Annotated in this window: 19 protein-coding genes; 14 read left to right on the forward strand and 5 right to left on the reverse strand. The window is 44.7% G+C overall.

What is annotated here, in order from left to right:
- Positions 1–24 precede the first annotated feature (24 nt).
- On the forward strand, positions 25–2148 hold the full coding sequence (locus ACGHVY_RS02005) for an alpha-N-acetylglucosaminidase (RefSeq protein ID WP_390596820.1): 2124 nt from the start codon (positions 25–27) through the stop codon (positions 2146–2148).
- A 617-nt stretch (positions 2149–2765) separates the two neighbouring features.
- Here ACGHVY_RS02005 and ACGHVY_RS02010 read toward each other — a convergent pair.
- The 5 genes from ACGHVY_RS02010 to ACGHVY_RS02030 all read right to left on the reverse strand — a co-directional run bounded on the left by ACGHVY_RS02010 (position 2766) and on the right by ACGHVY_RS02030 (position 10763).
- Positions 2766–3212 carry a hypothetical protein gene (locus tag ACGHVY_RS02010; RefSeq protein ID WP_308744387.1) on the reverse strand — a complete coding sequence of 149 codons (447 nt, stop codon included), beginning with the start codon at positions 3210–3212 and terminating at the stop codon, positions 2766–2768.
- 61 nt (positions 3213–3273) lie between these two features.
- Entirely contained in the window at positions 3274–4380 is a 1107-nt protein-coding gene (locus ACGHVY_RS02015) for a DUF6340 family protein (RefSeq protein ID WP_308744388.1), read from the reverse strand.
- 195 nt (positions 4381–4575) lie between these two features.
- Positions 4576–7896 carry a preprotein translocase subunit SecA gene (gene secA / locus ACGHVY_RS02020; protein ID WP_308744389.1) on the reverse strand — a complete coding sequence of 1107 codons (3321 nt, stop codon included), beginning with the start codon at positions 7894–7896 and terminating at the stop codon, positions 4576–4578.
- A 105-nt stretch (positions 7897–8001) separates the two neighbouring features.
- Entirely contained in the window at positions 8002–9576 is a 1575-nt protein-coding gene (locus ACGHVY_RS02025) for an alkaline phosphatase family protein (RefSeq protein WP_390596822.1), read from the reverse strand.
- Positions 9576–10763, reverse strand: coding sequence for a DUF4105 domain-containing protein (locus tag ACGHVY_RS02030; protein WP_390596823.1), 1188 nt, complete (start codon positions 10761–10763; stop codon positions 9576–9578). The genes ACGHVY_RS02025 and ACGHVY_RS02030 overlap by 1 nt, the downstream gene beginning before the upstream one ends.
- Before the next feature lie 192 nt (positions 10764–10955).
- Here ACGHVY_RS02030 and ACGHVY_RS02035 point away from each other — a divergent pair, with 192 nt between their 5' ends.
- The 13 genes from ACGHVY_RS02035 to secG all read left to right on the forward strand — a co-directional run bounded on the left by ACGHVY_RS02035 (position 10956) and on the right by secG (position 24924).
- Positions 10956–11687 carry a type III pantothenate kinase gene (locus tag ACGHVY_RS02035; protein WP_390596825.1) on the forward strand — a complete coding sequence of 244 codons (732 nt, stop codon included), beginning with the start codon at positions 10956–10958 and terminating at the stop codon, positions 11685–11687.
- A complete protein-coding gene (locus ACGHVY_RS02040; RefSeq protein ID WP_390596827.1) occupies positions 11674–12963 on the forward strand; it encodes an outer membrane protein transport protein in 1290 nt (429 codons plus the stop codon). The genes ACGHVY_RS02035 and ACGHVY_RS02040 overlap by 14 nt, the downstream gene beginning before the upstream one ends.
- A 63-nt stretch (positions 12964–13026) precedes the next feature.
- Positions 13027–14352: a hypothetical protein gene (locus tag ACGHVY_RS02045; RefSeq protein WP_308744394.1), complete on the forward strand. Its 1326-nt coding sequence runs from the start codon at positions 13027–13029 to the stop codon at positions 14350–14352.
- Between the two features lie 43 nt (positions 14353–14395).
- Positions 14396–15010, forward strand: a complete 615-nt coding sequence (gene lptC / locus ACGHVY_RS02050) for an LPS export ABC transporter periplasmic protein LptC (protein WP_308744395.1) — start codon at positions 14396–14398, stop codon at positions 15008–15010.
- Positions 15011–15063: 53 nt separating this feature from the next.
- Positions 15064–16320 (forward strand): hemolysin family protein, encoded by a 1257-nt coding sequence (locus tag ACGHVY_RS02055; protein ID WP_390596829.1) that lies wholly within the window; start codon positions 15064–15066, stop codon positions 16318–16320.
- A gap of 119 nt (positions 16321–16439) precedes the next feature.
- Complete coding sequence (locus ACGHVY_RS02060) at positions 16440–18581, forward strand: SurA N-terminal domain-containing protein (protein ID WP_308744397.1); 2142 nt, start codon at positions 16440–16442, stop codon at positions 18579–18581.
- A 141-nt stretch (positions 18582–18722) separates the two neighbouring features.
- Positions 18723–19757, forward strand: a complete 1035-nt coding sequence (rlmN, locus tag ACGHVY_RS02065) for a 23S rRNA (adenine(2503)-C(2))-methyltransferase RlmN (protein ID WP_390596831.1) — start codon at positions 18723–18725, stop codon at positions 19755–19757.
- Positions 19758–19775: 18 nt separating this feature from the next.
- Positions 19776–20816, forward strand: coding sequence for a DUF4837 family protein (locus ACGHVY_RS02070; RefSeq protein ID WP_390596833.1), 1041 nt, complete (start codon positions 19776–19778; stop codon positions 20814–20816).
- A gap of 4 nt (positions 20817–20820) precedes the next feature.
- Entirely contained in the window at positions 20821–21915 is a 1095-nt protein-coding gene (gene pdxA / locus ACGHVY_RS02075; protein ID WP_390596835.1) for a 4-hydroxythreonine-4-phosphate dehydrogenase PdxA, read from the forward strand.
- Positions 21916–21999: 84 nt separating this feature from the next.
- On the forward strand, positions 22000–23244 hold the full coding sequence (locus ACGHVY_RS02080; protein ID WP_308744402.1) for a sigma-54 dependent transcriptional regulator: 1245 nt from the start codon (positions 22000–22002) through the stop codon (positions 23242–23244).
- Positions 23231–23758, forward strand: a complete 528-nt coding sequence (locus tag ACGHVY_RS02085) for an LptE family protein (protein ID WP_308744404.1) — start codon at positions 23231–23233, stop codon at positions 23756–23758. Before ACGHVY_RS02080 ends, ACGHVY_RS02085 begins: the two co-directional genes overlap by 14 nt.
- Before the next feature lie 5 nt (positions 23759–23763).
- Positions 23764–24522 (forward strand): tetratricopeptide repeat protein, encoded by a 759-nt coding sequence (locus ACGHVY_RS02090; protein ID WP_390596837.1) that lies wholly within the window; start codon positions 23764–23766, stop codon positions 24520–24522.
- Positions 24523–24528: 6 nt separating this feature from the next.
- Positions 24529–24924, forward strand: a complete 396-nt coding sequence (gene secG, locus ACGHVY_RS02095; protein ID WP_308744406.1) for a preprotein translocase subunit SecG — start codon at positions 24529–24531, stop codon at positions 24922–24924.
- Positions 24925–25085 lie beyond the last annotated feature (161 nt).

Here is a 25085-nt window from a genome sequence, read left to right on the forward strand (position 1 = left end):
GGAGAATCTAAAAAATAAACTACTATGTATATGCGTTTTGTGTTGACTTTATTACTCGGGACTATATGGCTATGTAGCTGTCAGTCAGAGAAACTGCCGGTCAATTCTTTGGCTGGGCGTGTGACGGAAGGTACTTCGGACGGTCGGATTCTTTTCCGGATTATTGCTGACGGAAGCAACCCGGCAAAGGATTACTTTGAAATATCTTCGGAGAACGGTAAAGTTCTGATAACCGGAAATTCCGATTTATCATTGGCCACCGGGCTGAACTGGTATCTGAAATATGTGGCCGGTATCCATCTTTCTTGGAATAATCCGTCTCAGAAATTGCCGGAAGTATTGCCGCTTCCTGAAGAGAAAATACGTCAGGAGACGGCTATGAAGAACCGTTACTACCTGAACTATTGTACCTATTCCTACTCTATGGCTTTCTGGGATTGGGAGCGCTGGGAGAAGGAGATAGACTGGATGGCATTGCACGGCATTAATATGCCTTTGAGCATTACAGGAATGGAAGTTGTATGGTACAATCTGTTGAAACGTGTCGGATATACAACAGAGGAAATCAATGAGTTTATTTCCGGTCCGGCTTTTATGGCATGGTGGCAGATGAATAATCTGGAAGGATGGGGCGGGCCGAACCCCGATAGTTGGTATCAGCAGCAAGAAGCACTTCAAAAGAAGATAGTATCCCGTATGCGGGAGTTGGGTATTGAGCCCGTATTTCCAGGTTATGCAGGGATGGTTCCCCGTAATATAGGCGAGAAACTGGGGTATCAGATTGCTGACCCCGGCAAATGGTGCGGCTTCCCGCGTCCGGCTTTCCTCTCTTCGGAAGACGAGCATTTCGATTCCTTTGCAGCGATGTACTATGAAGAATTGGAGAAACTTTACGGAAAAGCTAAATATTACAGTATGGATCCTTTTCACGAAGGCGGAAATACGGAAGGAGTGGACTTGGCAAAAGCCGGGGCTTCCATAATGAAAGCTATGAAGAAAGCAAATCCGGAATCAGTTTGGGTGATTCAGGCATGGCAGGCAAATCCGCGTCCGGCTATGGTTGATGCGTTGGAGGCCGGGGATATGCTGGTACTGGATTTATATAGCGAGAGACTTCCCCAGTGGGGTGATCCGGATTCAATGTGGTATCGTGAAAAAGGTTTTGGCAAACATGACTGGCTTTATTGTATGTTGCTCAATTTCGGCGGTAATGTCGGTCTGCACGGGCGGATGAATCAGTTGGTGAACGGATATTATGATGCGTGTGCACATATAAATGGGAAAACATTGCGTGGAGTAGGGGCTACTCCCGAGGGTATTGAGAATAATCCGGTGATGTTCGAATTGTTGTATGAGTTGCCGTGGCGTGCCGGACGTTTTTCACCGGACGCGTGGCTGCAAGGCTATCTGAAGGCCCGTTATGGTGGTGAATTATCACCGGAAGTTCTGGAAGCATGGAGAGCGTTGGAGCATACGGTTTATAATGCTCCTAAAAACTATCAGGGTGAAGGAACGGTAGAGTCCTTGTTGTGTGCCCGTCCGGGATTTCATTTGGACAGGACATCGACATGGGGATATGCCAAACTGTTCTACTCGCCTGATTCTACATCAAAAGCTGCCGGTATGCTGCTTTCTGTTGCCGGACAGTACAAGGGGAATAATAACTTTGAATATGATTTGGTGGATATAGTGCGTCAGAGTAATGCTGATAAAGGTAATGTATTGCTCGAAGAGATATCTCAGAGTTATGACCGGAAAGACAAAGGGAATTTCCGGAAGCAGACACGGCAGTTCCTTGACCTCATTCTCTCGCAAGACAGTTTACTGTCTACCCGGAAAGAGTTTTCCGTTTCTTCCTGGCTGACTGCCGCACGTTCTCTAGGGACTACTGACGAAGAAAAGAAACTCTACGAATGGAATGCGTCTGCATTAATCACTGTCTGGGGTGATAGCATTGCTGCCAATCAGGGAGGCTTGCATGATTATTCTCATCGTGAATGGAGCGGGCTTCTGAAAGATTTGTATTATCCGCGTTGGAAGGCTTTCTTTGAGCAGAAACAGCAGGAATTGGACGGCAAGTCTGTTGGTGAGACGGTTAATTTCTATGAAATGGAAAAAGCCTGGGCAGAGAAATCGCATGGATATTAATCTAAAAGTATAAGATAGTAGCGATTCTTTTCTTGTACTTTTAGCGAGGGTTCATCGGGTTCACCCTGTTGCTGGAACCCTGATGGATAAAGCGATAGCGGGTGAAAGAGAGGGGAAAAATCCGGTTGGAACCGTTCTTCACTCTTTCACCTTTGTTTTTTCGATATGCTATGAGCTAATTCAATTATGCTATAAGCTAAAAGAAATATGCTATAACCAAAAAGAAATTAGGTAATGGCAAATAATCTGTCAATCAATATGTTAATAGTTGAGTTGTCAAGTGTTAATAGCTTAATTATCAGGTAGTACTACTTGATATGTTGGGTATATATAGCTGACGTGTTGGATCTATATGCCCAACGTGTCAGCTATATATATCCAACATATTGGATCTATATGTCCAATAGACACTGCAAGCGAAACGATAATGAAGGTGAAAGCGATGAAAGGTAATTTCTCTTTGTCTTTTTTCCTTGCTTTCACCCGCTATGGCTTTATTCATCGGGTATTTAGCAATAAGGTGAAACCGGTGAACCTCCGGTTAAGCGCATAGAGGACTTTCTGCCGGCAAGCCACAATATTATTGCCGTATATGATTTATTGCCGTATATGAGATTTTACTTTTCCAGCAACTCTTTCAGGAAATCATCCAACTCCTTATCCAGTCCTTTCAGCAGCTCGTCATTCACCAATATCGTATCATCATCTACCAGCAGCAATTCCGTCACCGTTTCCTTATCTTCGTCCACCAATACGAACGAGTAAGGTTTCAGGATAGTCACCTTGTCAAAGTCGCCTGCATCTTTCATTCTGCAGAGGATGGTACGTAGGGAAGGTTCCACATTTTCCAGAAAATCATCACCGTCATACGTAGCCCATTCTTCTATCATGATGTTTGCCAACTCTTCATCATCATCGTTGTAAATAGTAAGTTGTCCCGAAGTCTGATCCGGTTGGAGATGAATGTCGGTAACGGTCGTTTGCTCGCAGTTACATGTATAGTTAGCGACTGCCTTTTGGATAGCCGCTTCGATAATAGATAGTGATTGTTGGCTCAATTTCATGGGTTCCTTCTTTTTGTTAGTTCAAAGGTATAAAAAAAATAAGATTTGATATACGATTTTCTTAAAAATCGTCATTAAATCGACTCATTTGCATCTTTAACTTAGGTAATTGGCTGTTTCTCTCCTTCAACTCCGCCAGATACAGGCTGGTGAGATAATAATTCGGCACATCGTCAATGGTGGCATGCATATTTTCCGATACATTCTTTTTCTCAATTTTCTTGGCTAGCTGCTGAGCTTTTTCAGCCCATTCCACTGCTTGTGCCAGACTGTCTTTCATCTCATAGTAAACCGCGATATTGAGGGCAGCCTGCATCTTCTTCTTTTCGCTCTTTGTTCCTTCGAAAGCCTGATGCCAAAGTTCATACGCGTTGTCCCATGAATTTTCGCGTACATAAACGGCGGCGTCCCGCATCGGTACCGAACCGCCGGTATAAAGATACCGTGTTCCTTTTTTCCACACCGGAACAATATACTTCACCGGAATCGTTCCTGCAAATTCGGCAGCTTCCTGCAACATCTTCCTGTCGGGAATCATATGCGTGGCAGCTTCTATGGCCGAAGCACCGAATTCTTCCCAAAAGATGCTGTCGTTAGGGTGAAGCGTAGTCATCGGTCTGCTCCGTTCGGGTAGATAAATTCTGACTGTAGGGTATGCCTTGACGTCCACAGCTCCTTGGAAGCAGTTGAACTCATCCAGGTAACGGACAGTCTTTGTCGCTTTGAGTTGCAGATTTTCTACGGCAATGATTAAATCCACTCCTAAATCCGAAGCCAATTTATGTACTTCTTCCTGACTCAGCGTACTTTCACGCGGCAACTTATCATTTGCCCGCAAAGCGGAATCGCAAATCACCACTTCGTCAAAGTAGTTCTGATGCGCAATCTCTTCGGCCAGTGCCTCTGTTGCCACTTTAGTGTCTCCATTCACGTAAGCCGTTGCACGACTTACTATCGGTGAGTTCTCTTTGATTTTTTCAGTTTGTGCCATCAGTTTGTTATCCGGCGTATTGCTGGTATTATTTACGATGGCAACTTTCCGAAGTTGGGGAGGGAAGCTAAGGTCGGCAGCTTGCAGGTAATCAATGGAAATCTGCTCCAGGCTTTGGCAGCTACTCAATGCTAGCAGGAACAAAGAAACGAAAGCCAGTGAATAAGATTTTGCCATAGTTTTGTTCTATTTAGTAATTTGACAAAAGTACTATTTTGAAAGAATAAAAGAAAGTCTCAAACAGTTTTTAACCGTTTGAGACTTTCTTTATAAATATGATGATAGAGAATCGAGATTAAAAATGCAGAATCCTACGCAAAGAAAACATTCGTTTCCTGACTCTCAACTCTCCATTCTCAGCTCCCAACTTATTTAAGCGTTTTTACCGTGACAGTTTTTATACTTCTTACCGCTTCCGCATGGGCAGGGATCATTACGTCCCACAGTCTTTTCCGCACGGATTGGTTCACGTTTCTGCTGTTCGCGAGTATCCTGGTTGGCAGCAGCCTGCTGATTCGGATCAGTCAACTCTTGTTTGTTTTCACGATACTTGCTCATGTCCTGGCGTTGCTCGGGAGCAGCCTGACGTACTTCTACACGGCGGGCAGCTTGTTCGTCCGGAGCTTCCTGCACAGGGATTTGTCCGCGCATCAGGATAGCTACCGTCTGGTTATTAATCTTGTTGACCATTGCGTCAAACAAAGTAACGGACTCCAGTTTGTAAATCAACAGCGGGTCTTTCTGCTCGTAGCTGGCATTCTGTACAGAATGTTTCAGTTCGTCCAGTTCGCGCAGGTTCTCTTTCCATGCTTCGTCGATAACGTGAAGCAGGATTGACTTCTCGAATGCTTTTACCACCTCTTTGGATTCCGATTCGTAAGCTGCTTTCAGGTTGCAGGAGATGTTATACATACGTTTGCCGTCCGTGATAGGAATCAAGATGTTCTCGTACATATGTCCCTGGTTCTCATATACCTGTTTGATGACCGGATTGGCAATCTGAGCCAGACGTTCAGTCTTGCGCTTGAAGTTCTCCATCGCAATGTTGAAAGTCTTTTCAGCCAATTTATCCTTCTTCTCGTTGCGGAATTCCTCTTCGGTGAACGGAGTTTCCATAGCCAACGTCTGAAGCAGTTCCATTTGGCAGCCTTCAAAATCATTGTTTTCGATGGCGTTTGCGCAACGGTCCCAAATCATATTCACGATATCCATACCGATACGTTCACCCATCAATGCGTGGCGGCGTTTCGTATAAACAACCGTACGTTGTTTGTTCATTACGTCGTCATATTCCAACAGACGTTTACGGATACCGAAGTTGTTTTCTTCCACTTTCTTTTGGGCACGTTCGATGGAGTTGGAAATCATCTTGTGCTCAATCATTTCGCCTTCCTGGAAACCGAGCTTGTCCATTACGCTTGCGATACGGTCGGAAGAGAACAGACGCATCAAGTCATCTTCCAGTGACACGAAGAATACGGAAGAACCCGGGTCGCCCTGACGTCCTGCACGACCACGCAACTGGCGGTCTACACGACGGGATTCGTGGCGTTCCGTACCGATGATTGCCAAACCGCCCGCAGCTTTCACTTCCGGACTCAGCTTGATGTCGGTACCACGACCTGCCATGTTGGTAGCGATTGTCACCGCGCAACTGAAACCGGCTTTCGCTACAATCTCAGCTTCTTTCTGGTGCAACTTCGCATTCAATACGCTGTGTTCAATCTTGCGCATGGTGAGCATCTTGCTCAGCATTTCGGAGATTTCTACCGAAGTAGTACCTACCAGTACCGGGCGTCCTGCCTGAACCAATCGTTCGATTTCTTCGATTACAGCTTTATATTTTTCGCGTTTGGTCTTGTAAACGCGGTCATTCATATCCTTACGGGCAATCGGACGGTTGGTCGGGATAACGACTACATCCAGTTTGTAGATGTCCCAAAGTTCGCCTGCTTCCGTTTCGGCAGTACCGGTCATACCGGACAGCTTGTGATACATACGGAAGTAGTTCTGTAAAGTAATCGTAGCGAAAGTCTGCGTAGCGGCTTCTACTTTCACACGTTCCTTGGCCTCAATAGCCTGGTGCAATCCATCGGAGTAGCGGCGGCCTTCCATGATACGGCCGGTCTGCTCGTCCACAATCTTCACTTGTCCGTCGATAACTACGTATTCGTCGTCCTTCTCGAACATGGTGTATGCCTTCAATAACTGGTTGATGGTATGTACGCGTTCCGATTTAATGGCGTAGTTAGTCAGCAATTCATCTTTCTTCTGAAGTTTTTCTTCGTTGGTCAGGTTCGGTACATTTTCCAGTTCCGAGAGTTGTCCGGCGATGTCGGGAAGAACGAACAAAGTAGGATCTTCAGAATTACCGGTAATCAAGTCCACACCTTTATCTGTCAGGTCTACACTGTTCAGCTTTTCGTCAATTACGAAATACAATGGGTCAGTAACCTCGTGCATACGCTTGTTGTTCTGCTCCATGTAGATTTCTTCCGTCTTGAGCATACCGGCTTTGATACCCTGCTCACTGAGGAACTTAATCAAAGCCTTGTTCTTCGGCAGACACTTGTGGCTGCGATACAACGCAAGGAATCCTTCTTCCACCTCTTTCTTGTCATTCGATGCGATAAGTTTCTTGGCTTCGGACAGGTATTTGGTTGCCAGTACTTTCTGTGCTTCTACCAGGCGTTCTACCAATGGGCGGAGTTGCTCGAACAACTGGTCGTCACCCTTCGGTACAGGGCCGGAGATAATCAACGGAGTACGGGCATCGTCAATCAAAACGGAGTCAACCTCATCGACAATGGCATAGTTGTGCGGACGTTGCACCAGGTCTTTCGGGCTGATAGCCATATTATCACGCAGGTAGTCGAAACCGAATTCGTTGTTCGTACCGAACGTGATGTCAGCCATATATGCCTGGCGGCGTGCATCGGAGTTCGGTTGGTGTTTGTCGATACAGTCCACACTCAGACCGTGGAACATATAAAGAGGTCCCATCCATTCGGAGTCACGTTTTGCCAGATAATCATTCACGGTCACCACGTGCACACCGTTTCCGGTCAATGCGTTCAGGAATACCGGGAGAGTGGCTACCAGGGTTTTACCTTCACCGGTTGCCATTTCTGCGATTTTACCTTTATGCAGAACGACACCACCGAACAACTGAACATCGTAGTGAACCATGTTCCATACCGTGTCGTTTCCACCGGCCATCCAGTGATTCTGATAAATCGCCTTATCGCCTTCGATGCGTACAAAATCCTTTGTAGCAGCAAGCTGACGGTCGAAATCGGTAGCGGTCACTACTATTTCTTCATTTTCAGCAAAACGTTTGGCGGTAGCTTTGACAATAGAGAAAGCAACGGGCAGAACTTCGTCCAGTGCCTTTTCATATTTTTCCAGAATTTCTTTTTCCGTCTTGTCTATTTGTGCAAAGACTTCTTCGCGGTCTTCCAGTTCGATACTTTCGACACTTGCTTTCAACTCTTCTACTTTCGCACGTTCGGCAGTAGCCGATTCATAGATGTATTTTTTGATTTCTTCCGTTTTTGCACGGAGTGCATCGTTGTCTAGTTTCTCAACCTCAGGGTAAGCAGCTTTGATTTTCTCTACCCAGGGCTTGATTTCTTTCATGTCTCGCGTGGATTTGTTTCCGAAAATCGAGCTTAAAAATTCATTAAATCCCATTTGTATAAGTATGTTTATTATTTATCTATTTAAAATTTCTTGCGCAAAGTTACATTAAAATGCTGATTTATTAATGTTTTGCACCCTGTTTTTATGAGTAAACTTTTACCGTAAGTCGGTAATGGGTGCGGCAGAACAGGCATTGGGAGCCCGGATGCGCATGAAATGTGCCAGTGTAGGCGCAATATGTTCGATAGTTACAGGAGTCTGTATGATAGCCGGCTTCACCGAGTGACCGATGAAAATCAGCGGTGAAGGAATAAACGAATGACGTACTACTTTACTTTCGTTGCTGTTTTCGTCCACTATAGTCCATCCGGGAAGGACGTCGATTACCAGGTCGCCCGAACGTTTGCGATGGTATCCGTTACGTATCTTATGAATCTCCGGAGTCCATGAACCCAGTAAAAGCCTGTTGGCGGAATATGCTTCGTTCACTCCGCTGAATTGCATGAGGAATTCGGCGGATTTCTCTTGTACATCCGTCAAGTTCAGTTGCTTTTGTTCCAGCAACTTATGGTTCAGATAAATCTGCTGGTTATGATGCGTTTCCACGTATTTGCCTTCACCGTAGGTAGCCATCAGATACATATTCAGCAAAGCTGCGCAACGGTTGAGGTAAAATTCTCCGCCGGGAATCTTATAAAGTCCCGAATCGGCTGATTCGCTGTCCGTATATCCGGTGGAAGTGATGAAAATAAGTACATTCTGCAGACCTACTTTCTTGTCAAGCAACTCAAGTAAGTTGGCTATACTGCGGTCGAGACGTACATAGGTGTCCTGCATTTCCATGGCACATTCCTGTACGGATTTATGCGCATAGTTTCCGGCGTAGTAAGTGAGTGCCAATAAGTCAGTAATGTCATCCATGCCGATCGAACTTTTGTTCAGTGCTTCTTCGGCAAGAGCGTTTACTTCATCGTTCACAAAAGGGCTGGTGATGAAACGCCGGTACTTATTGTTACGGTCATCGTCAAATTTATATTTGAAAACCATGTCCCGCCAATCTGGCAGAAAAGTGTACATTCCACGTGGGAAAACAGGTTCCCAAGTAATGTTTGCAATACGGAAATCAATGGCTTGGCGGTCATTGTACTGGCTTGCCCACCAGGGAAATTCTCCGTAATAAGTGGTTCCGCTCCATTTTCCCGTGTTGGGATTAATCCAGAAAGCACCGTTCCCGGCATGTCCGGCAGCAAAAATCGCTGCGTCACATTTGGGGGCGATGGCATATACGAGCCCTTTGCCCTGAGTCGCAATTTTGAGCTCGTCGGCAATGGTGGAAGTCAGTAATTTGGCGGGTGAGCAGGTCTGGTCTGTATAATAACCCATAAATGCTGTGTCGTCCGTGCTGTTGACGGGGCGTAGGGTAGATACGTCCATCCATCGTTTGGAGATGATTCCGTTCATGGAAGGAGTCGTGCCGCTGTAAATGGCGGCTATGGCCGAAGAACGGTCTACACCGCTGAAAGTATATTGGGCGTTACAGAACACTCTTCCCTCTTTCCAGAGACGCTTGAAGCCTTTTTCGCCGTAGAGTGACGAAAATGCTTCCAGATAGTCCGTACGCAGTTGGTCAATCGTCAATCCTACCACAAGTTTAGGGGCAGTAGGAAGCGACTGAGCTTGTAGCCCTGTGAAGGTGAGTACGGTGATAAGGGAAGTCAGTAGTCCTTTCATTATTTCTTTTTAGATGTCACTATTAAGTTGCTCGCTGAACGTATCAGCAAACAGAGTGCCAAAGGTACAACAGCAAAGTCAAATCTTTGCGGAATTAGTGGAAAAAGCACTATAAAAAGTGTTAAAACGGCTAGATTCAAGGTCAAATACCAGCATTTCTTCCTTTTTCGGACACAATAAATGATGTATGGCAGGAAAAAAAGTTGCCCCGGATGGAACACCAGCAACAAGAAATTGGAGCTGACAGCCGGATGTTCGGAGAAGAGGGCAAGAAAAGCAAGGACGCATCCCACGATACCTGCCGCACCGAAGAGGAACAGGTCGATTCCCCATAATCCGGTTCTCCGCTGGATGCCGCAGATGGTAGTGCCGGCCGTTAGTATAAATAATAGTAACGCGCATTGTAGCGGAGTGGGTATCCAACTGCTTTCATCCGGTTCGGGAGTCGCGTCTACCACCAGTTCGGCGGCTTCAGCGAGCGGACGTTGGATGGAGTCGTTCTTAATTTGTGCACCGGCAAAAGCGTCCATCAGATAGAAAGGTGCAAACATCATCTGTCGTTGCGTGATAGGTTGGTCTGCTTCGCTTCCGATACATAAATCAATGCCGAAACGTGCCCACGGATGCCCTTTGCAATATTGATGTACAATGTCGCGGAAAGAACGTGAGCCATCTTGTGGCTCTGCGGGATAAATCACTTTTCCTGCAATGCTTTCTTCTATCTTGTCGCGAGGGCGGGTCGCACAATTATCGTAAAAGAAATTATAACGGTACACCCGGTTTTCAGGACGGTAATTGTCTTGCAGCAATTGGATTAATTTGATTTTCTCTTCATTGGTCATGTTCAAAGTTTGCTGCCATACGCTGCGATTAAAGAATGCGTATTCTCCTGCAAAATGGGGGTAGTCGACAACTCCTAATCGGTAGTCTGTTTCTCCAAGAGAGAAGCGGAGTTCGAAATTAGGGATGTCGAAACTGAATAATCCGTAATTGAATACGACATCAATCCCTTGTGAGGGGTTTTCGTAACGGATAGCGGTGTGCCCGAATAGGGTGTATATTATTTCACCGGGTGCACAAGTCAGCAGGCTGAGACGGATGGAGTCATTGCTATTGGCAGTTGTTTGTCCGAAGGGCAGAAGCAACAGAAAAAGAGAGAAGATAGAATATAAAAAAGACCGTTTCATCAGTAGGCTTGTTTTATTTTTGCGGCGAATATACAAAGAATTGTTGGAATCGGAAAACAGAGCGTCTGTTTTATCTGGATAGTTTTTTTGTTTGGCTGAAAAATCTAAAATGAAAAACAAGATAATTCCTTCTATATGCTTTAATTTCTCTTTTTTTACTTTACCTTTGCGCCCGCTAAAGATGAAAATGCATTGAATTTAATTATCGACATAGGGAATACAATGGCAAAAGTCGCCCTCTTCAATAATGGGGAGATGGTGGAAGTGTTGGCCGAATCCAATCAATCGTTGGGCTGTTTGCAAACTCTTTGCTCCAAATATCCGATAGAGCAGGGGATTGTGGCTACTGTCATTGATTTGAATGAGCGGATACTTGCAGAGTTGGCTGTTTTGTCGTTTCCTTTGCTATGGCTCAATCACAAAACACCTTTGCCGGTGGTCAATTTGTACGAAACTCCCGAAACGCTGGGGTATGACCGGATGGCTGCTGTGGTAGGTGCCAATGAACAGTTTCCCCATAATGATATATTAGTTATTGATGCAGGGACGTGCATTACTTACGAATTTATTGACTCGAAGGGGCAGTATCATGGTGGTAATATTTCTCCCGGCATGCAGATGCGCTTCAAGGCACTTCATCAGTTTACCGGACGCTTGCCTATGGTAGATGCTAACGGACGTCAACTTCCGATGGGACGGGATACCGAAACTGCTATACGTGCCGGAGTCTTGAAAGGCATGGAATTCGAAATTTCAGGTTATATTCAGTCTATGAAGCATAAATATCCTGAACTTTTGGTTTTTTTAACGGGCGGAGATGATTTTTCTTTTGATAGCAGCGTAAAAAGTGTCATCTTTGCAGATAGATTTTTAGTGTTGAAAGGATTAAATAGAATTTTAAACTATAATAATGGTAGGATTTAAACACACACTATGTGCGCTTTTGCTCACGATGGTTACCGGAGTGGCAATCGCTCAAAATAATACAAACTCTCCTTATACACGATATGGCTATGGCGACTTGTCCGATCAGAGTTTCGGAAATAGCAAGGCGATGGGGGGGATTGCTTTCGGACTCCGGGATGGAGCACAGATCAATCCGTTGAACCCTGCTTCGTATACAGCCATTGATTCGTTGACTTTCCTTTTTGAAGGAGGGGTCAGTCTGCAAAATATGAATGTTAGTGGTGGCGGTGTGAAGCTGAATGCTAAGAACTCCAGTTTCGACTATTTGGCAATGCAGTTCCGTTTGCATCCCAGGATAGGGATGAGTGTAGGGTTGTTGCCGTTTTCTAATGTGGGATATAGCGTATCAGACGCTCAGACGTCGACCGACCAGGAAACAGGCAATGTGTTGAATTACACCCGAAGTTTTACCGGAGATGGTGGATTACATCAGCTTTACGGGGGAATAGGTGTGAAAGTGCTTAAAAACCTTTCAGTGGGTGTGAACGCTTCTTATTTTTGGGGTGATATAACACGTACGCGAACTGTAATTTATCCTGAGACAACTAGTTCTAGCTCTTATATACAACAGGTGGGAGTTTCTGTCTCGGATTACAAACTGGATTTCGGGGCACAATATACGCTGGATTTGGGTAAAAAACATTCAGTGACAATCGGAGCAGTTTTTTCTCCAAAGCATAAACTGAATAATGACTATACAGTGACAACTCAGGCTAGTGCGACTAGCAGTGACAATTTGGATGCTACGTTGGAACTTCCGAATATCTTTGGAGGAGGATTCACGTACAATTATGACAAACGTTTGACAGTCGGTATGGATTATAGTTTGCAGCAATGGTCTAAGGCTAAATTCGGTGTAGCTGCAACGGATGATGCCATGCGTAAGGAATTTGATGAAACTTATGCCTATTGCGATCGTCATAAAATATCAGTGGGAGCGGAATACATTCCTAATTTGATAGGACGTTCTTACCTATCCCACATCAAATATCGTTTGGGAGCTTATTATACGACTCCGTATTATAAGATCGACGGCAAAAAGGCTGCCCGTGAATATGGTGTAACTGCCGGTTTCGGTTTGCCTGTACCTCGTTCACGCTCTATCCTCAGTGTCAGCGGACAGTTTGTCCATGTCAGTGGTCAGGAAGCTGCTTTTGTGAACGAGAATATCTTCCGTGTGAGTATCGGATTGACGTTCAATGAACGTTGGTTCTTCAAACGCAGGGTAGAATAATTGAGTTGAAATAACGTGAGAGAGAATAGACGACTTTATAATAACAACTAAAATTTAAATACAATGAAGATTAAAACGCTTGTGGCTATGTTGGTCCTTTCAGCAGGGGCAACCACTGCAATAGCACAGGATGCGTCTAACTGTAATTCGAACAGTAGTATTTCGCATGAAGCTGTGCGTGCAGGTAATTTTAAAGATGCGTATACTCCTTGGAAAGCTGTGTTGGAAAACTGTCCTACACTCCGTTTCTATACCTTTACCGACGGATATAAAATTCTGAAAGGCTTGATGGCACAAATCAAGGACAAGAATAATCCGGAATACCAGAAATATTTCAATGAATTGATGAATACGCACGATTTGCGTATTAAATACACGCCTGATTTCTTGGCTAAAGGTACAAAAGTATCTTCTGCTGACGAAGCATTGGGTATCAAAGCTGTAGACTATATCGCTTTGGCTCCGAAAATTGATGTTAATCAGGCTTATCAATGGTTGAGCCAGTCGGTTAATGCAGTGAAGGCCGAATCGGCTGCTGCTACTTTGTTCTATTTCTTGCAAATGTCATTGGATAAACTGAAAGCGGATCCTAGCCATAAGGAGCAATTTATCCAGGATTACCTGGCTGCCTCCGAATATGCTGATACTGGTATTGCTGCTGAAACTAATGAGGCAAAGAAGAAAAACTTGCAAGGTATCAAAGATAACCTGGTTGCTTTGTTCGTAAACAGTGGTACTGCTGACTGCGAATCATTGCAAGGCATTTATGGTCCGAAAGTGGAAGCCAATCAGACAGACTTGGAATACTTGAAGAAAGTAATCGATATCATGAAGATGATGAAGTGTACTGAAAGCGAAGCTTACCAGCAGGCTGCTTATTATTCATACAAGATAGAACCGACTGCAGAAGCTGCTACGGGATGTGCTTACCAGGCATTCAAGAAAGGTGATATCGATGGTGCTGTGAAGTTCTTTGATGAAGCTATCAATTTGGAGACTGAAAATGCGACGAAAGCTGAAAAAGCATATGCTGCTGCTGCCGTATTGGCTTCTGCCAAGAAACTTTCTCAAGCTAGAGCTTATTGTCAGAAAGCTATCAGTTTCAACGAAAATTACGGTGCTCCTTATATCCTGATTGCTAATCTTTATGCAATGAGTCCTAACTGGAGTGATGAAAACGCTTTGAATAAATGTACCTATTTTGCAGTAATCGACAAATTGCAACGTGCAAAACAAGTAGACCCAAGTGTAGCTGAAGAAGCAAACAAGTTAATTGGCAGATATTCTGCTCATACTCCGCAGGCTAAGGATCTCTTTATGTTAGGTTACAAGCAAGGCGACCGCATTACTATCGGCGGTTGGATCGGAGAGACTACAACGATTAGATAAATATATGTTGCGAAAACGAAGTAAACGTTTGTTGCATAAAAGCATGAGCATAACAATTGTCCTTGGGACAATTGTTATGCTTCTTTTATTTCCTTCATGCGGCGGTAAGACGAAAGCAGTGGGTGAGGCTATCACCGAACGCGATTCTCTTCCGATGATGAGTACGTTGGGAGTCACTACTCTTATATCCGATTCGGGAGTGACACGTTACAGGGTGAATACGGAGGAGTGGCAGGTGTATGACCGTAAGAAACCTTCTTATTGGGCATTTGAAAAAGGAGTATACCTCGAACAGTTCGACTCGATCTTTCATGTAGAAGCCAGTATCAAAGCGGATACTGCCTATTACTATGACAAAGAAAGGCTTTGGAAGTTGATGGGGAATGTAGATATACAAAACCGGAAAGGGGAACGTTTTAATACGGAACTGCTATACTGGAACGAAGCCACTCAAAAAGTATATTCCGACAAGTTCATACGTATCCAGCAACCGGACAGGATTATCACCGGGCAAGGGTTCGACTCCAACCAACAAATGACTGTTTATACCATTCGTAATATAGAAGGTATTTTCTATGTGGACGATGAAGCGGGTGGCCCTCCCCAACCGGAAACAAAAGCACTGCCGGATTCTGTGAATAAAGATGCTGCGAAATAGGCGAAGTAATATCAATTGTACCTCGTGAATCGTCTAATCGTAAATCAAAACTTATGAATATTTATATCTCTCTAATAATCACCATGGTCTTCTCCGCTTTCTTCTCAGGAATGGAGATAGCTTTTGTTTCGGTAGACAAACTGCGTTTTGAAATGGAGCGAAAGGGCGGAATAACGTCCCGTATCCTTTCTATCTTCTTCAAGAATCCGAATGAATTTATCTCTACCATGTTGGTGGGGAACAATATCGCATTGGTTATCTACGGTATCCTGATGGCGCAGATTATCGGTGACAACCTGTTGTCGGGATTCATTGACAATCATTTCCTGATGGTGTCGGCGCAGACTATTATCTCTACTCTGATTATATTGGTGACCGGAGAGTTTCTGCCGAAAACAATCTTCAAGATTAATCCCAATCTGGTGTTGAATGTTTTTGCTGTTCCGCTTATTATTTGTTATGTCGTTTTGTATCCTGTTTCCAAATTCGCTTCCGGCGTATCCTGTTTGTTCCTTCGTGTTTTTGGAATGAAAGTAAATAAGGATGCTTCCGATATAGCATTCGGAAAAGTCGATTTGGATTACTTTGTGCAGAGCAGCATTGACAATGCCGAGAATGAAGAGGAACTGGATACGGAAGTGAAAATCTTTCAGAATGCGCTTGATTTCTCGAATATAAAAATCCGTGATTGTATCGTCCCGCGTACGGAGGTAGTGGCTGTCGACCTGACCACTTCGCTGGACGAATTGAAGAACCGCTTTATAGAGTCCGGTATATCCAAGATTATCGTATATGACGGGAATATCGACAATGTAGTCGGTTATATCCATTCGTCGGAAATGTTCCGTGCTCCAAAAGACTGGCACGACAATGTAAAGCAGGTACCGATTGTACCTGAAACGATGTCCGCCCACAAATTGATGAAGCTGTTCATGCAACAGAAGAAAACGATTGCCGTAGTGGTAGATGAATTCGGCGGGACGTCCGGCATTGTATCGCTGGAAGACTTGGTGGAAGAAATTTTTGGCGATATAGAAGACGAACATGACAATACTTCCTATATCTGTAAGCAGATTGATGAACACGAATATGTATTGTCTGCCCGTCTGGAAATAGAGAAAGTCAATGAAACGTTCGGACTTGATTTGCCTGAGTCGGACGAATATTTGACGGTGGGTGGGTTGATCCTGAACCAATATCAGAGTTTCCCGAAGTTGCATGAAGTCATACAAGTAGGATGTTATCAGTTCAAGATAATCAAGGTTACAGCGACGAAAATAGAACTTGTGCGCCTGAAAGTCTTGGAATAATAGCGATAATCAAGAAATTTTTGGCTAATAAATAGATGCATATTAGCATTTTTTGTATCTTCGTGCGCTAAAACGACAAAAGAAAGAAATAATAATAAACATAAATCGTATTAATCAAAATGGCAACGTTACAAAACATTAGGTCGAAAGGACCTCTATTGGTGATTGTTATCGGCTTGGCGCTGTTTGCTTTTATTGCGGGTGACGCATGGAAGGTAATGCAGCCGCATCAGGCGCATGACGTAGGTGAGGTGAACGGAGACGCTCTTTCCGCTCAGGAGTATCAGAATTTGGTAGAAGAGTATACCGAAGTGGTGAAACTCATGCGTGGAGTGACCGCCTTGAACGATGACCAAACCAATCAGGTGCGCGATGAAGTATGGCGTTCCTACGTAAACAATAAACTGATTGAAAAAGAAGCTAAAGCATTGGGACTGACTGTTTCTACTGCTGAAATTCAGGATATCTTGAAGGCGGGTGTTCATCCTTTGCTGAGACAGACTCCTTTCCAGAATCCGCAAACAGGAAACTTCGACAAGGATATGTTGAACAAGTTCCTTGTTGAATATGCGAAGATGAGTGAATCCCAGATGCCGGCACAGTATGCAGAACAGTACAACAATATGTATAAATACTGGTCATTCATCCAAAAGACATTGATCCAAAGTCGTCTGGCTGAAAAATACCAGGCATTGGTATCTAAAGCTCTTCTTTCTAACCCGGTGGAAGCACAGGATGCTTTCGACGCAAGAGTAAACCAATACAATGTATTGTTGGCCGGCGTTCCTTATTCTTCAGTAGTAGACTCTACTATCGTGGTGAAAGAATCGGAATTGAAAGAACTGTATAACAAGAAGAAAGAGCAATTCAAGCAATATCAGGAAACTCGTGACATCAAATACATTGATGTACAGGTGACTGCCAGTGCGGCAGACAGAGCTGCTATCCAGAAGGAAGTAGACGAAGCAACTGCACAGTTGGCTACTACGACAGATGATTATACCTCTTTCATTCGTTCGACTGGTTCCGAAGCTCCTTATGTAGACTTGTTCTATAACAAGACAGTGTTCCCGTCAGATGTAGTGGCACGTTTGGATTCCGCTTCCGTAGGTACTGTTTACGGCCCTTACTACAATGGCACTGACAATACTATCAACTCTTTCAAAATAGTTGCCAAGGCTGCTGCTGCCGACTCTGTCGAATTCCGTCAGATTCAGGTATATGCAGAAGATGCAGTGAAGACTAAAACATTGGCTGATAGTATCTATAACGCTATCAAAGGTGGTGCTAACTTTGTAGATCTGGCTAAGAAATACGGTCAGACGGGTGACGCTAACTGGTTGGTTGCCGCACAGTATGAAGGTGCACAGATTGATGGTGACAACTTGAAATTCATCTCTACTATCAACAATACAGGTGTGAATGAACTGGTAAACTTGCCGATGGGGCAAGCGAACGTAATTCTCCAGGTGACTAACAAGAAATCTGTAAAAGATAAATATAAAGTAGCTGTTATCAAGCGTGAAGTAGAGTTCAGCAAAGAAACATACAACCGTGCTTACAACGATTTCAGCCAGTTTATCGCTGCTAATCCTACTGTTGAAAAGATGGTAGCTAACGCAGAAGAAGCTGGATACAGACTGCTTGACAGAGCGGACTTGAACAGCTCTGAACATGGCATCGGCGGTGTGAGAGGTACAAAAGAGGCTTTGAGATGGACATTTGAAAAAGCGAAACCGGGTGAAGTTTCAGGTCTGTACGAATGTGGCGAAAGCGACCACATGATTGTAGTCGGTCTGGTAAGCATCAAACCGGAAGGATACCGTCCGTTGAAAGCCGTACAAGAACAGTTGAGAGCTGAAATCATTAAAGATAAGAAGGCGGAAAAAATCATGGCTGACATGAAAGCGGCTAACGCTACTTCATTCGACCAGTATAAGTCTATGGCTGATGCTGTGAGCGACTCTTTGAAGATGGTGACATTCGCGGCTCCTGCTTATGTATCTGCATTGCGCAGCAGCGAACCGCTGGTAGGTGCTTACGCTTCCGTATCTGAAGTGAACAAGTTGAGCGCGCCTATCAAGGGTAACGCCGGAGTTTTTGTCCTGCAAGTATATGGTAAAGACAAGTTGAACGAAACATTCGATGCTAAAACAGAAGAAGCTACATTGGCTAATATGCACGCTCGTTTCGCCAGCCGTCTGATGAATGACTTGTATCTGAAAGCAAATGTGAAAGATACACGCTTCCTGTTCTTCTAAGATTAAATCGTAAAACGATAACTGCAAAAGGTCGTTCCTCTTTCGGGAACGACCTTTTTTGTTAACTTTTACATTATCACTATGCGGAAATCGACTTTATTTCCTTACATTTGCAAATATAAACCATGAACGGAAAGAATAATGTCTAAATATCCTCTTTTAGGAATGAATCTTGTTGAGCTTCAATCGCTGGTGAAAAGACTGGGGATGCCCGGCTTTGCCGCCAAACAGATTGCATCCTGGCTCTACGAAAAGAAGGTGGCCTCGATTGACGAAATGACTAATTTGTCATTGAAACACCGGGAGTTACTCAAGCAGAATTACGAGGTGGGGGCAGCCGCTCCGGTAGATGAAATGCGTTCTGTGGACGGCACGGTGAAGTACTTGTACAGAGTCGGTGAGAATCATTTTGTCGAATCGGTTTATATTCCCGATGACGACCGGGCGACGCTGTGTGTCTCTTCCCAGGTGGGCTGCAAGATGAACTGTAAATTCTGTATGACCGGAAAGCAGGGATTTACCGCCAACCTGACTGCCAGCCAGATTATCAACCAAATCCATTCATTGCCGGAACGCGACAAACTGACCAACGTAGTAATGATGGGAATGGGCGAGCCGCTCGATAATCTCGATGAAGTATTGAAAGCATTGAATATAATGACTGCTTCCTATGGATATGCATGGAGCCCGAAGCGCATCACGCTTTCCACAGTCGGTCTGCGGAAAGGATTGCAGCGTTTTATCGAAGAGAATGACTGCCATCTGGCCATCAGCCTGCACTCTCCGGTGATTGCGCAGCGTTCTGAACTGATGCCGGCGGAAAAGGCGTTCTCTATTACTGAAATGGTGGAACTGTTAAAAAACTATGATTTTAGCAAACAACGCCGACTTTCGTTTGAATATATTGTTTTTAAGGGGCTTAATGATTCGCAAGTCTATGCCAAAGAGTTGTTGAAACTTCTTCGCGGACTGGATTGCAGGGTGAACCTGATTCGTTTCCATGCCATACCGGGGGTAGACCTTGAGGGTACGGATATGGATACGATGATCCGCTTCCGTGACTATCTGACATCACACGGGCTTTTCACTACTATCCGCTCTTCAAGAGGAGAAGATATTTTTGCAGCCTGCGGTATGCTGTCGACAGCGAAACAAGAGGGAAATAATCAGAATTAATATATAAAACCGAACATCATGAAAAAGTACCTTTTTTATTTGAGCATCGCTTTGGTAGCCTTTGTCGTTGCTTCTTGTGGTCTGAAAGGAAACCACACTTCTAGTGGACGTGCATACGAGCTTTTGGTAGTAGTAGATCACGGTGTTTGGGATCGTGCAGCCGGAAGGGCTTTGCATGATGCACTCGATTCTGATATGCCCGGTTTGCCGCAATCGGAACCTTCTTTCCGTATCATGTACACTTCACCGAAAGATTATGATTCTACGTTGAAGTTGATACGTAACATTATTATTGTAGACATACAGGATATATATACGAAGGCTTCTTTCAAATACGCGAAAGATGTGTATGCTAATCCGCAGATGATTCTGACTATCCAGGCTCCGAACGAAGAGGAGTTCGAGAAGTTTGTGGAAGAAAACAAAAAGACGATTGTAGACTTCTTTACCCGTGCGGAAATGAACCGTCAGATTACTTTGCTCGAAGAGAAGCACAGCAATTTTATCTCACAGAAGGTGGATAGCCTTTTCGGATGCAACATCTGGCTGCCTGCCGAGTTGACCAACTCCAAGACGGGCGAAGACTTCTTCTGGGCTTCTACCAATACGGGCACTGCCGACCGTAACTTCGTAATGTACTCTTATCCTTATACTGATAAGGATACGTTTACTAAAGAATATTTCGTTCACAAGCGTGACTCCGTGATGCAAGCCAATATTCCCGGATTCAAAGAAGGCGTTTATATGTCGACCGACAGCTTGCTGACTGATGTCCGCCCCATCAACGTACAGAACAGCTACACACTCGAAGCGCGCGGACTGTGGCGTATGAAAGGCGACTTCATGGGTGGTCCGTATGTATCGCATACTCGCCTGGACGAGAAAAACCAGCGGATTATTACAGCAGAAATATTTGTTTATTCACCGGATAAAATGAAACGCAACCTGGTTCGCCAGATGGAAGCATCCCTTTATACACTGAAACTTCCGAATGAAGTTCAGCAGAATCAGATTCCATTGGGTGGAGTAACCAAAGGGGCGGAACAAACTAATAAATAAAAACATGGAAGATAGCAAAATAAGAATTGGCATTACCCAGGGAGATATAAACGGGGTAGGCTATGAAGTGATTTTAAAGACATTTTCAGACCCTACCATGTTGGAACTTTGCACTCCGATTATTTACGGTTCACCGAAAGTGGCTGCTTATCATCGGAAAGCATTGGATATACAGACTAATTTCAGTATCATCAATACGGCTTCCGAAGCGGGATACAACCGTTTGAGTGTATTGAACTGTACGGATGATGAAGTGAAAGTGGAATTTTCCAAACCCGACCCCGAAGCGGGGAGAGCTGCCTTGGGAGCTTTGGAACGTGCCATTGAAGATTATCGCGAAGGGCTGATTGATGTAATCGTGACTGCTCCTATCAACAAACATACGATTCATTCGGAAGAATTTTCATTCCCCGGACATACGGAGTATATCGAAGAGCGTCTGGGCAATGGCGAGAAGTCATTGATGATTCTGATGAAGAATGATTTCCGCGTGGCGTTGGTGACGACGCATATCCCTGTCAGGGAGATTGCGACCGCGATTACCAAAGAACTGATTCAGGAGAAACTGATGATATTCCATCATTGCCTGAAACAGGATTTCGGTATCGGTGCACCGCGCATTGCAGTGCTGTCACTCAATCCTCATGCTGGAGACGGTGGTTTGCTGGGCATGGAAGAACAGGAAATAATTATTCCTGCCATGAAGGAAATGGAAGAAAAAGGAATCCTTTGTTATGGCCCTTATGCGGCCGACGGCTTTATGGGTTCGGGTAATTATATTCATTTCGACGGTATCCTGGCTATGTATCACGACCAGGGGCTGGCTCCGTTCAAGGCGTTGGCTATGGACGATGGCGTGAACTATACGGCAGGTCTGCCGGTAGTGCGCACTTCTCCGGCTCATGGCACCGCTTATGACATTGCAGGCCAGGGGCTGGCAAGTGAAGATTCTTTCCGCCAGGCAATCTACGTTGCCATCGACGTGTTCCGCAATCGCCAACGGGAGAAAGCGGCTCGTACCAATCCATTAAGGAAACAGTATTACGAGAAACGGGATGATAGTGACAAACTAAAACTGGATACAGTAGACGAAGATTAACGATTAACGGGGTAGTGGTTAGTGATTAACTGTTACTAATTGGGCGGTTAATCACTAATCGCTAACCACTAAACCCTAAACGAAGTGACAAGAGCGGAGATACAACAAGTGAAACAGCGTTTCGGTATTATTGGTAATACCGAAGCATTGTCACGTGCCATCGATGTTGCCATTCAGGTAGCTCCTACCGATTTGTCCGTGCTGATTACGGGAGAAAGCGGTGTCGGAAAGGAGAGTTTTCCACAGATTATTCATCAATACAGCCGGAGAAAGCACGGACAGTATATTGCTGTCAACTGCGGAGCTATCCCGGAGGGTACGATTGATTCCGAACTGTTCGGTCATGAGAAAGGCGCTTTTACCGGTGCTATCGGTGAGCGGAAAGGATATTTCGGTGAAGCGGACGGCGGTACTATTTTCCTTGACGAAGTAGGGGAGTTACCGATGCCTACCCAGGCGCGTTTGCTTCGTGTACTGGAGAGCGGTGAGTTTCTGAAAGTAGGTTCGTCCAAAGTGCAGAAGACGGACGTGCGTATTGTGGCGGCTACCAATGTCAACCTTGTACAGGCCATTTCAGAGGGACGTTTCCGTGAAGACTTATATTATCGGTTGAATACCGTGCCCATTCAGATACCGCCTTTGCGTGAGCGGGGAGAAGACGTATTTCTGTTGTTCCGTAAATTTGCGGCGGACTTTGCGGAGAAGTACCGGATGCCGGCTATTCAGTTGACAGAGGATGCGAAAAAGGAACTGCTGGCTTATTCATGGCCGGGCAACGTGCGCCAGTTGAAGAATATCACGGAGCAGATTTCGATTATCGAAACGAACAGGGAGATTAACGCTGCTATCTTGCAGACCTATCTTCCTACTCAAAATATGCAACGGCTCCCTGCATTGATGGGAACGCGTGAAAGTAAAGGCTTTGAAAGCGAGCGGGAAATTCTTTATTCCGTTCTGTTTGATATGCGTCAGGAAGTGGCCGAACTGAAGAAGATGGTGCACAACCTGATGGCTGAACGTGCCGGACAGGTGGGCCAGGTAGGAGCGGTAGTTGCTACTCCGGTGGTGACGGCGTCTCATCAACCGTCCGTGCCTGCCATTATCCATGCCGTACAGCAACCTCAACCCGCTGTTTGCAGGGAGGATGATGACATACAGGATACGGAAGAGTATGTCGAAGAAGCTCCTTTGTCACTGGATGAAGTAGAAAAAGAGATGATTCGCAAAGCGCTTGAAAGGCATCACGGAAAACGAAAGAGTGCCGCCAAGGATTTGAATATTTCTGAGCGTACACTTTATAGAAAAATAAAAGAATATGATTTGGATTAAGAAGATAACACGCCCTTTGCTACTGGTCGTTCTGCCGGTAGTGGTCATTGCGTGCACTGTTTCCTATAAGTTTAACGGTTCATCTATCAACTACGATAAGGTGAAGACGATTTCTATTGCCGACTTCCCGATCAAGTCGGAGTACGTATATGCTCCGCTGGCAACGAAGTTTAATGAGGACTTGAAAGATATATTTATCCGTCAGACCCGTCTGCAACTGTTGAAACCGAACCAGAATGCAGACTTGCAGATTGAGGGCGAAATCACGGGATACAATCAGTACAACCAGGCAGTATCCGCCGATGGTTATTCTTCGGAAACGAAGCTGACCATTACGGTCAATGTCCGTTTTGTCAACAACACCAACCACGCCGAGGACTTCGAACAACAATTCTCCGCTTTCCGTGTCTACGACTCCAGCCAATTGCTGACTGCCGTACAGGACGGGTTAATTGCCGAAATGTCTAAAGAGATAACCGATCAAATATTCAATGCAACCGTAGCAAACTGGTAATATAAATGACTTCTGCTAACTTTCAACAATGGATTCAGCATCCTGAAACGCTGAACAGGGATACTTTGTACGAACTGCGCAATCTTCTTGCAAGATATCCGTATTTTCAGTCGCTCCGCTTGTTGTATCTCAAGAATCTGTATATTCTCCATGATATTAATTTCGGCGGGGAACTGCGGAAAGCCATTCTTTATATCGCCGACAGACGGAAACTGTTTCAATTGATTGAAGGAAGCCGTTTTGATCTCCAATCCCGGAAAAAGGGGGTGCCCCTGGCGGAAGTACTGAAGGATGAACCTTCCGTAGACCGTACACTGGCATTGATTGATGCTTTCTTGTCTACGGCTCCCGAAGAAGTGACCGCCCAAACTGGATTTGACTATTCGGTGGATTATACTTCTTATTTGCTCGAAGAGGCTCCCGCGGCGGATGAATCGGTAGAAGAAGCACCTAAATTGAAGGGATTCGAACTGATTGACGACTTTATAGAAAAGAGCGAAAGCGACTCTCCCCGTACAATGAAACTTTTGCGGGAAGAAGCGGAGGAATCTGTTACCCCTTCGGACGAAGCAAGTGCGGAAGAAGAGGAAGATGATAGCTGTTTTACAGAAACTTTGGCTAAAATCTATGTTAAACAGCAACGATATTCAAAAGCTCTTGAAATAATTAAAAAATTAAGCTTGAAATATCCAAAAAAAAATGCTTACTTTGCAGACCAAATCAGATTTTTGGAGAAATTGATTATTAACGCTAATTCAAAATAACTAAAAATGTACTTATTATTCGTTATCTTAATGGTGATTGCAGCCCTGTTGATGTGCTTCATCGTGCTGATTCAGAACTCTAAAGGAGGCGGACTTGCTTCCGGTTTTTCTTCATCTAACGCTATTATGGGCGTACGCAAGACTACAGATTTTCTGGAAAAAGCAACATGGGGGCTGGCCATCTTCATGGTTGTAATGAGCATTGCTACCGCTTATGTTATTCCTCGTTCTGCTGTTGCTACAGACGCAGTGTTGGAACAAGCACAGAAAGAACAACAAACTAACCCGTATAACTTACCCGCAGGTACGGCTGCGCCTCAGTCTGAAGCTCCTGCTACTAACGCACCTGCTACGGAAACTCCGGCACCGGCTGCTGAAACTCCTGCTCCTGCTGCTGAGTAATTCGCTTCGGGTTATAGAGATATTTGGGTAAAACCATTCATGAGAGAGCGGAAAACGTTCTCTCATGATTTTTTATATAGGCACGGATTACACGGAATTACACGGTTTTTGATTAATCAATCTCTTAAAATCGTGAAATCCGTGTCATCCGTGCCTGAATA

The sequence above is a fragment of the Bacteroides sp. f07 genome, from assembly GCF_042854785.1.
Taxonomy (GTDB): domain Bacteria; phylum Bacteroidota; class Bacteroidia; order Bacteroidales; family Bacteroidaceae; genus Bacteroides.

Bases quoted from the DNA above. Each gene is read 5' to 3' on its own strand.
- ACGHVY_RS02045 (WP_308744394.1), top strand. From the start codon at position 13,027: ATGAAGATTAAAACGCTTGTGGCTATGTTGGTCCTTTCAGCAGGGGCA.
- ACGHVY_RS02030 (WP_390596823.1), bottom strand. From the start codon at position 10,763: ATGAAACGGTCTTTTTTATATTCTATCTTCTCTCTTTTTCTGTTGCTT.
- ACGHVY_RS02025 (WP_390596822.1), bottom strand. From the start codon at position 9,576: ATGAAAGGACTACTGACTTCCCTTATCACCGTACTCACCTTCACAGGG.
- lptC (WP_308744395.1), top strand. From the start codon at position 14,396: ATGAGCATAACAATTGTCCTTGGGACAATTGTTATGCTTCTTTTATTT.
- rlmN (WP_390596831.1), top strand. From the start codon at position 18,723: ATGTCTAAATATCCTCTTTTAGGAATGAATCTTGTTGAGCTTCAATCG.
- ACGHVY_RS02060 (WP_308744397.1), top strand. From the start codon at position 16,440: ATGGCAACGTTACAAAACATTAGGTCGAAAGGACCTCTATTGGTGATT.
- ACGHVY_RS02015 (WP_308744388.1), bottom strand. From the start codon at position 4,380: ATGGCAAAATCTTATTCACTGGCTTTCGTTTCTTTGTTCCTGCTAGCA.
- ACGHVY_RS02070 (WP_390596833.1), top strand. From the start codon at position 19,776: ATGAAAAAGTACCTTTTTTATTTGAGCATCGCTTTGGTAGCCTTTGTC.
- secG (WP_308744406.1), top strand. From the start codon at position 24,529: ATGTACTTATTATTCGTTATCTTAATGGTGATTGCAGCCCTGTTGATG.
- ACGHVY_RS02005 (WP_390596820.1), top strand. From the start codon at position 25: ATGTATATGCGTTTTGTGTTGACTTTATTACTCGGGACTATATGGCTA.
- ACGHVY_RS02010 (WP_308744387.1), bottom strand. From the start codon at position 3,212: ATGAAATTGAGCCAACAATCACTATCTATTATCGAAGCGGCTATCCAA.
- ACGHVY_RS02085 (WP_308744404.1), top strand. From the start codon at position 23,231: ATGATTTGGATTAAGAAGATAACACGCCCTTTGCTACTGGTCGTTCTG.
- pdxA (WP_390596835.1), top strand. From the start codon at position 20,821: ATGGAAGATAGCAAAATAAGAATTGGCATTACCCAGGGAGATATAAAC.
- ACGHVY_RS02090 (WP_390596837.1), top strand. From the start codon at position 23,764: ATGACTTCTGCTAACTTTCAACAATGGATTCAGCATCCTGAAACGCTG.
- secA (WP_308744389.1), bottom strand. From the start codon at position 7,896: ATGGGATTTAATGAATTTTTAAGCTCGATTTTCGGAAACAAATCCACG.
- ACGHVY_RS02040 (WP_390596827.1), top strand. From the start codon at position 11,674: ATGGTAGGATTTAAACACACACTATGTGCGCTTTTGCTCACGATGGTT.
- ACGHVY_RS02055 (WP_390596829.1), top strand. From the start codon at position 15,064: ATGAATATTTATATCTCTCTAATAATCACCATGGTCTTCTCCGCTTTC.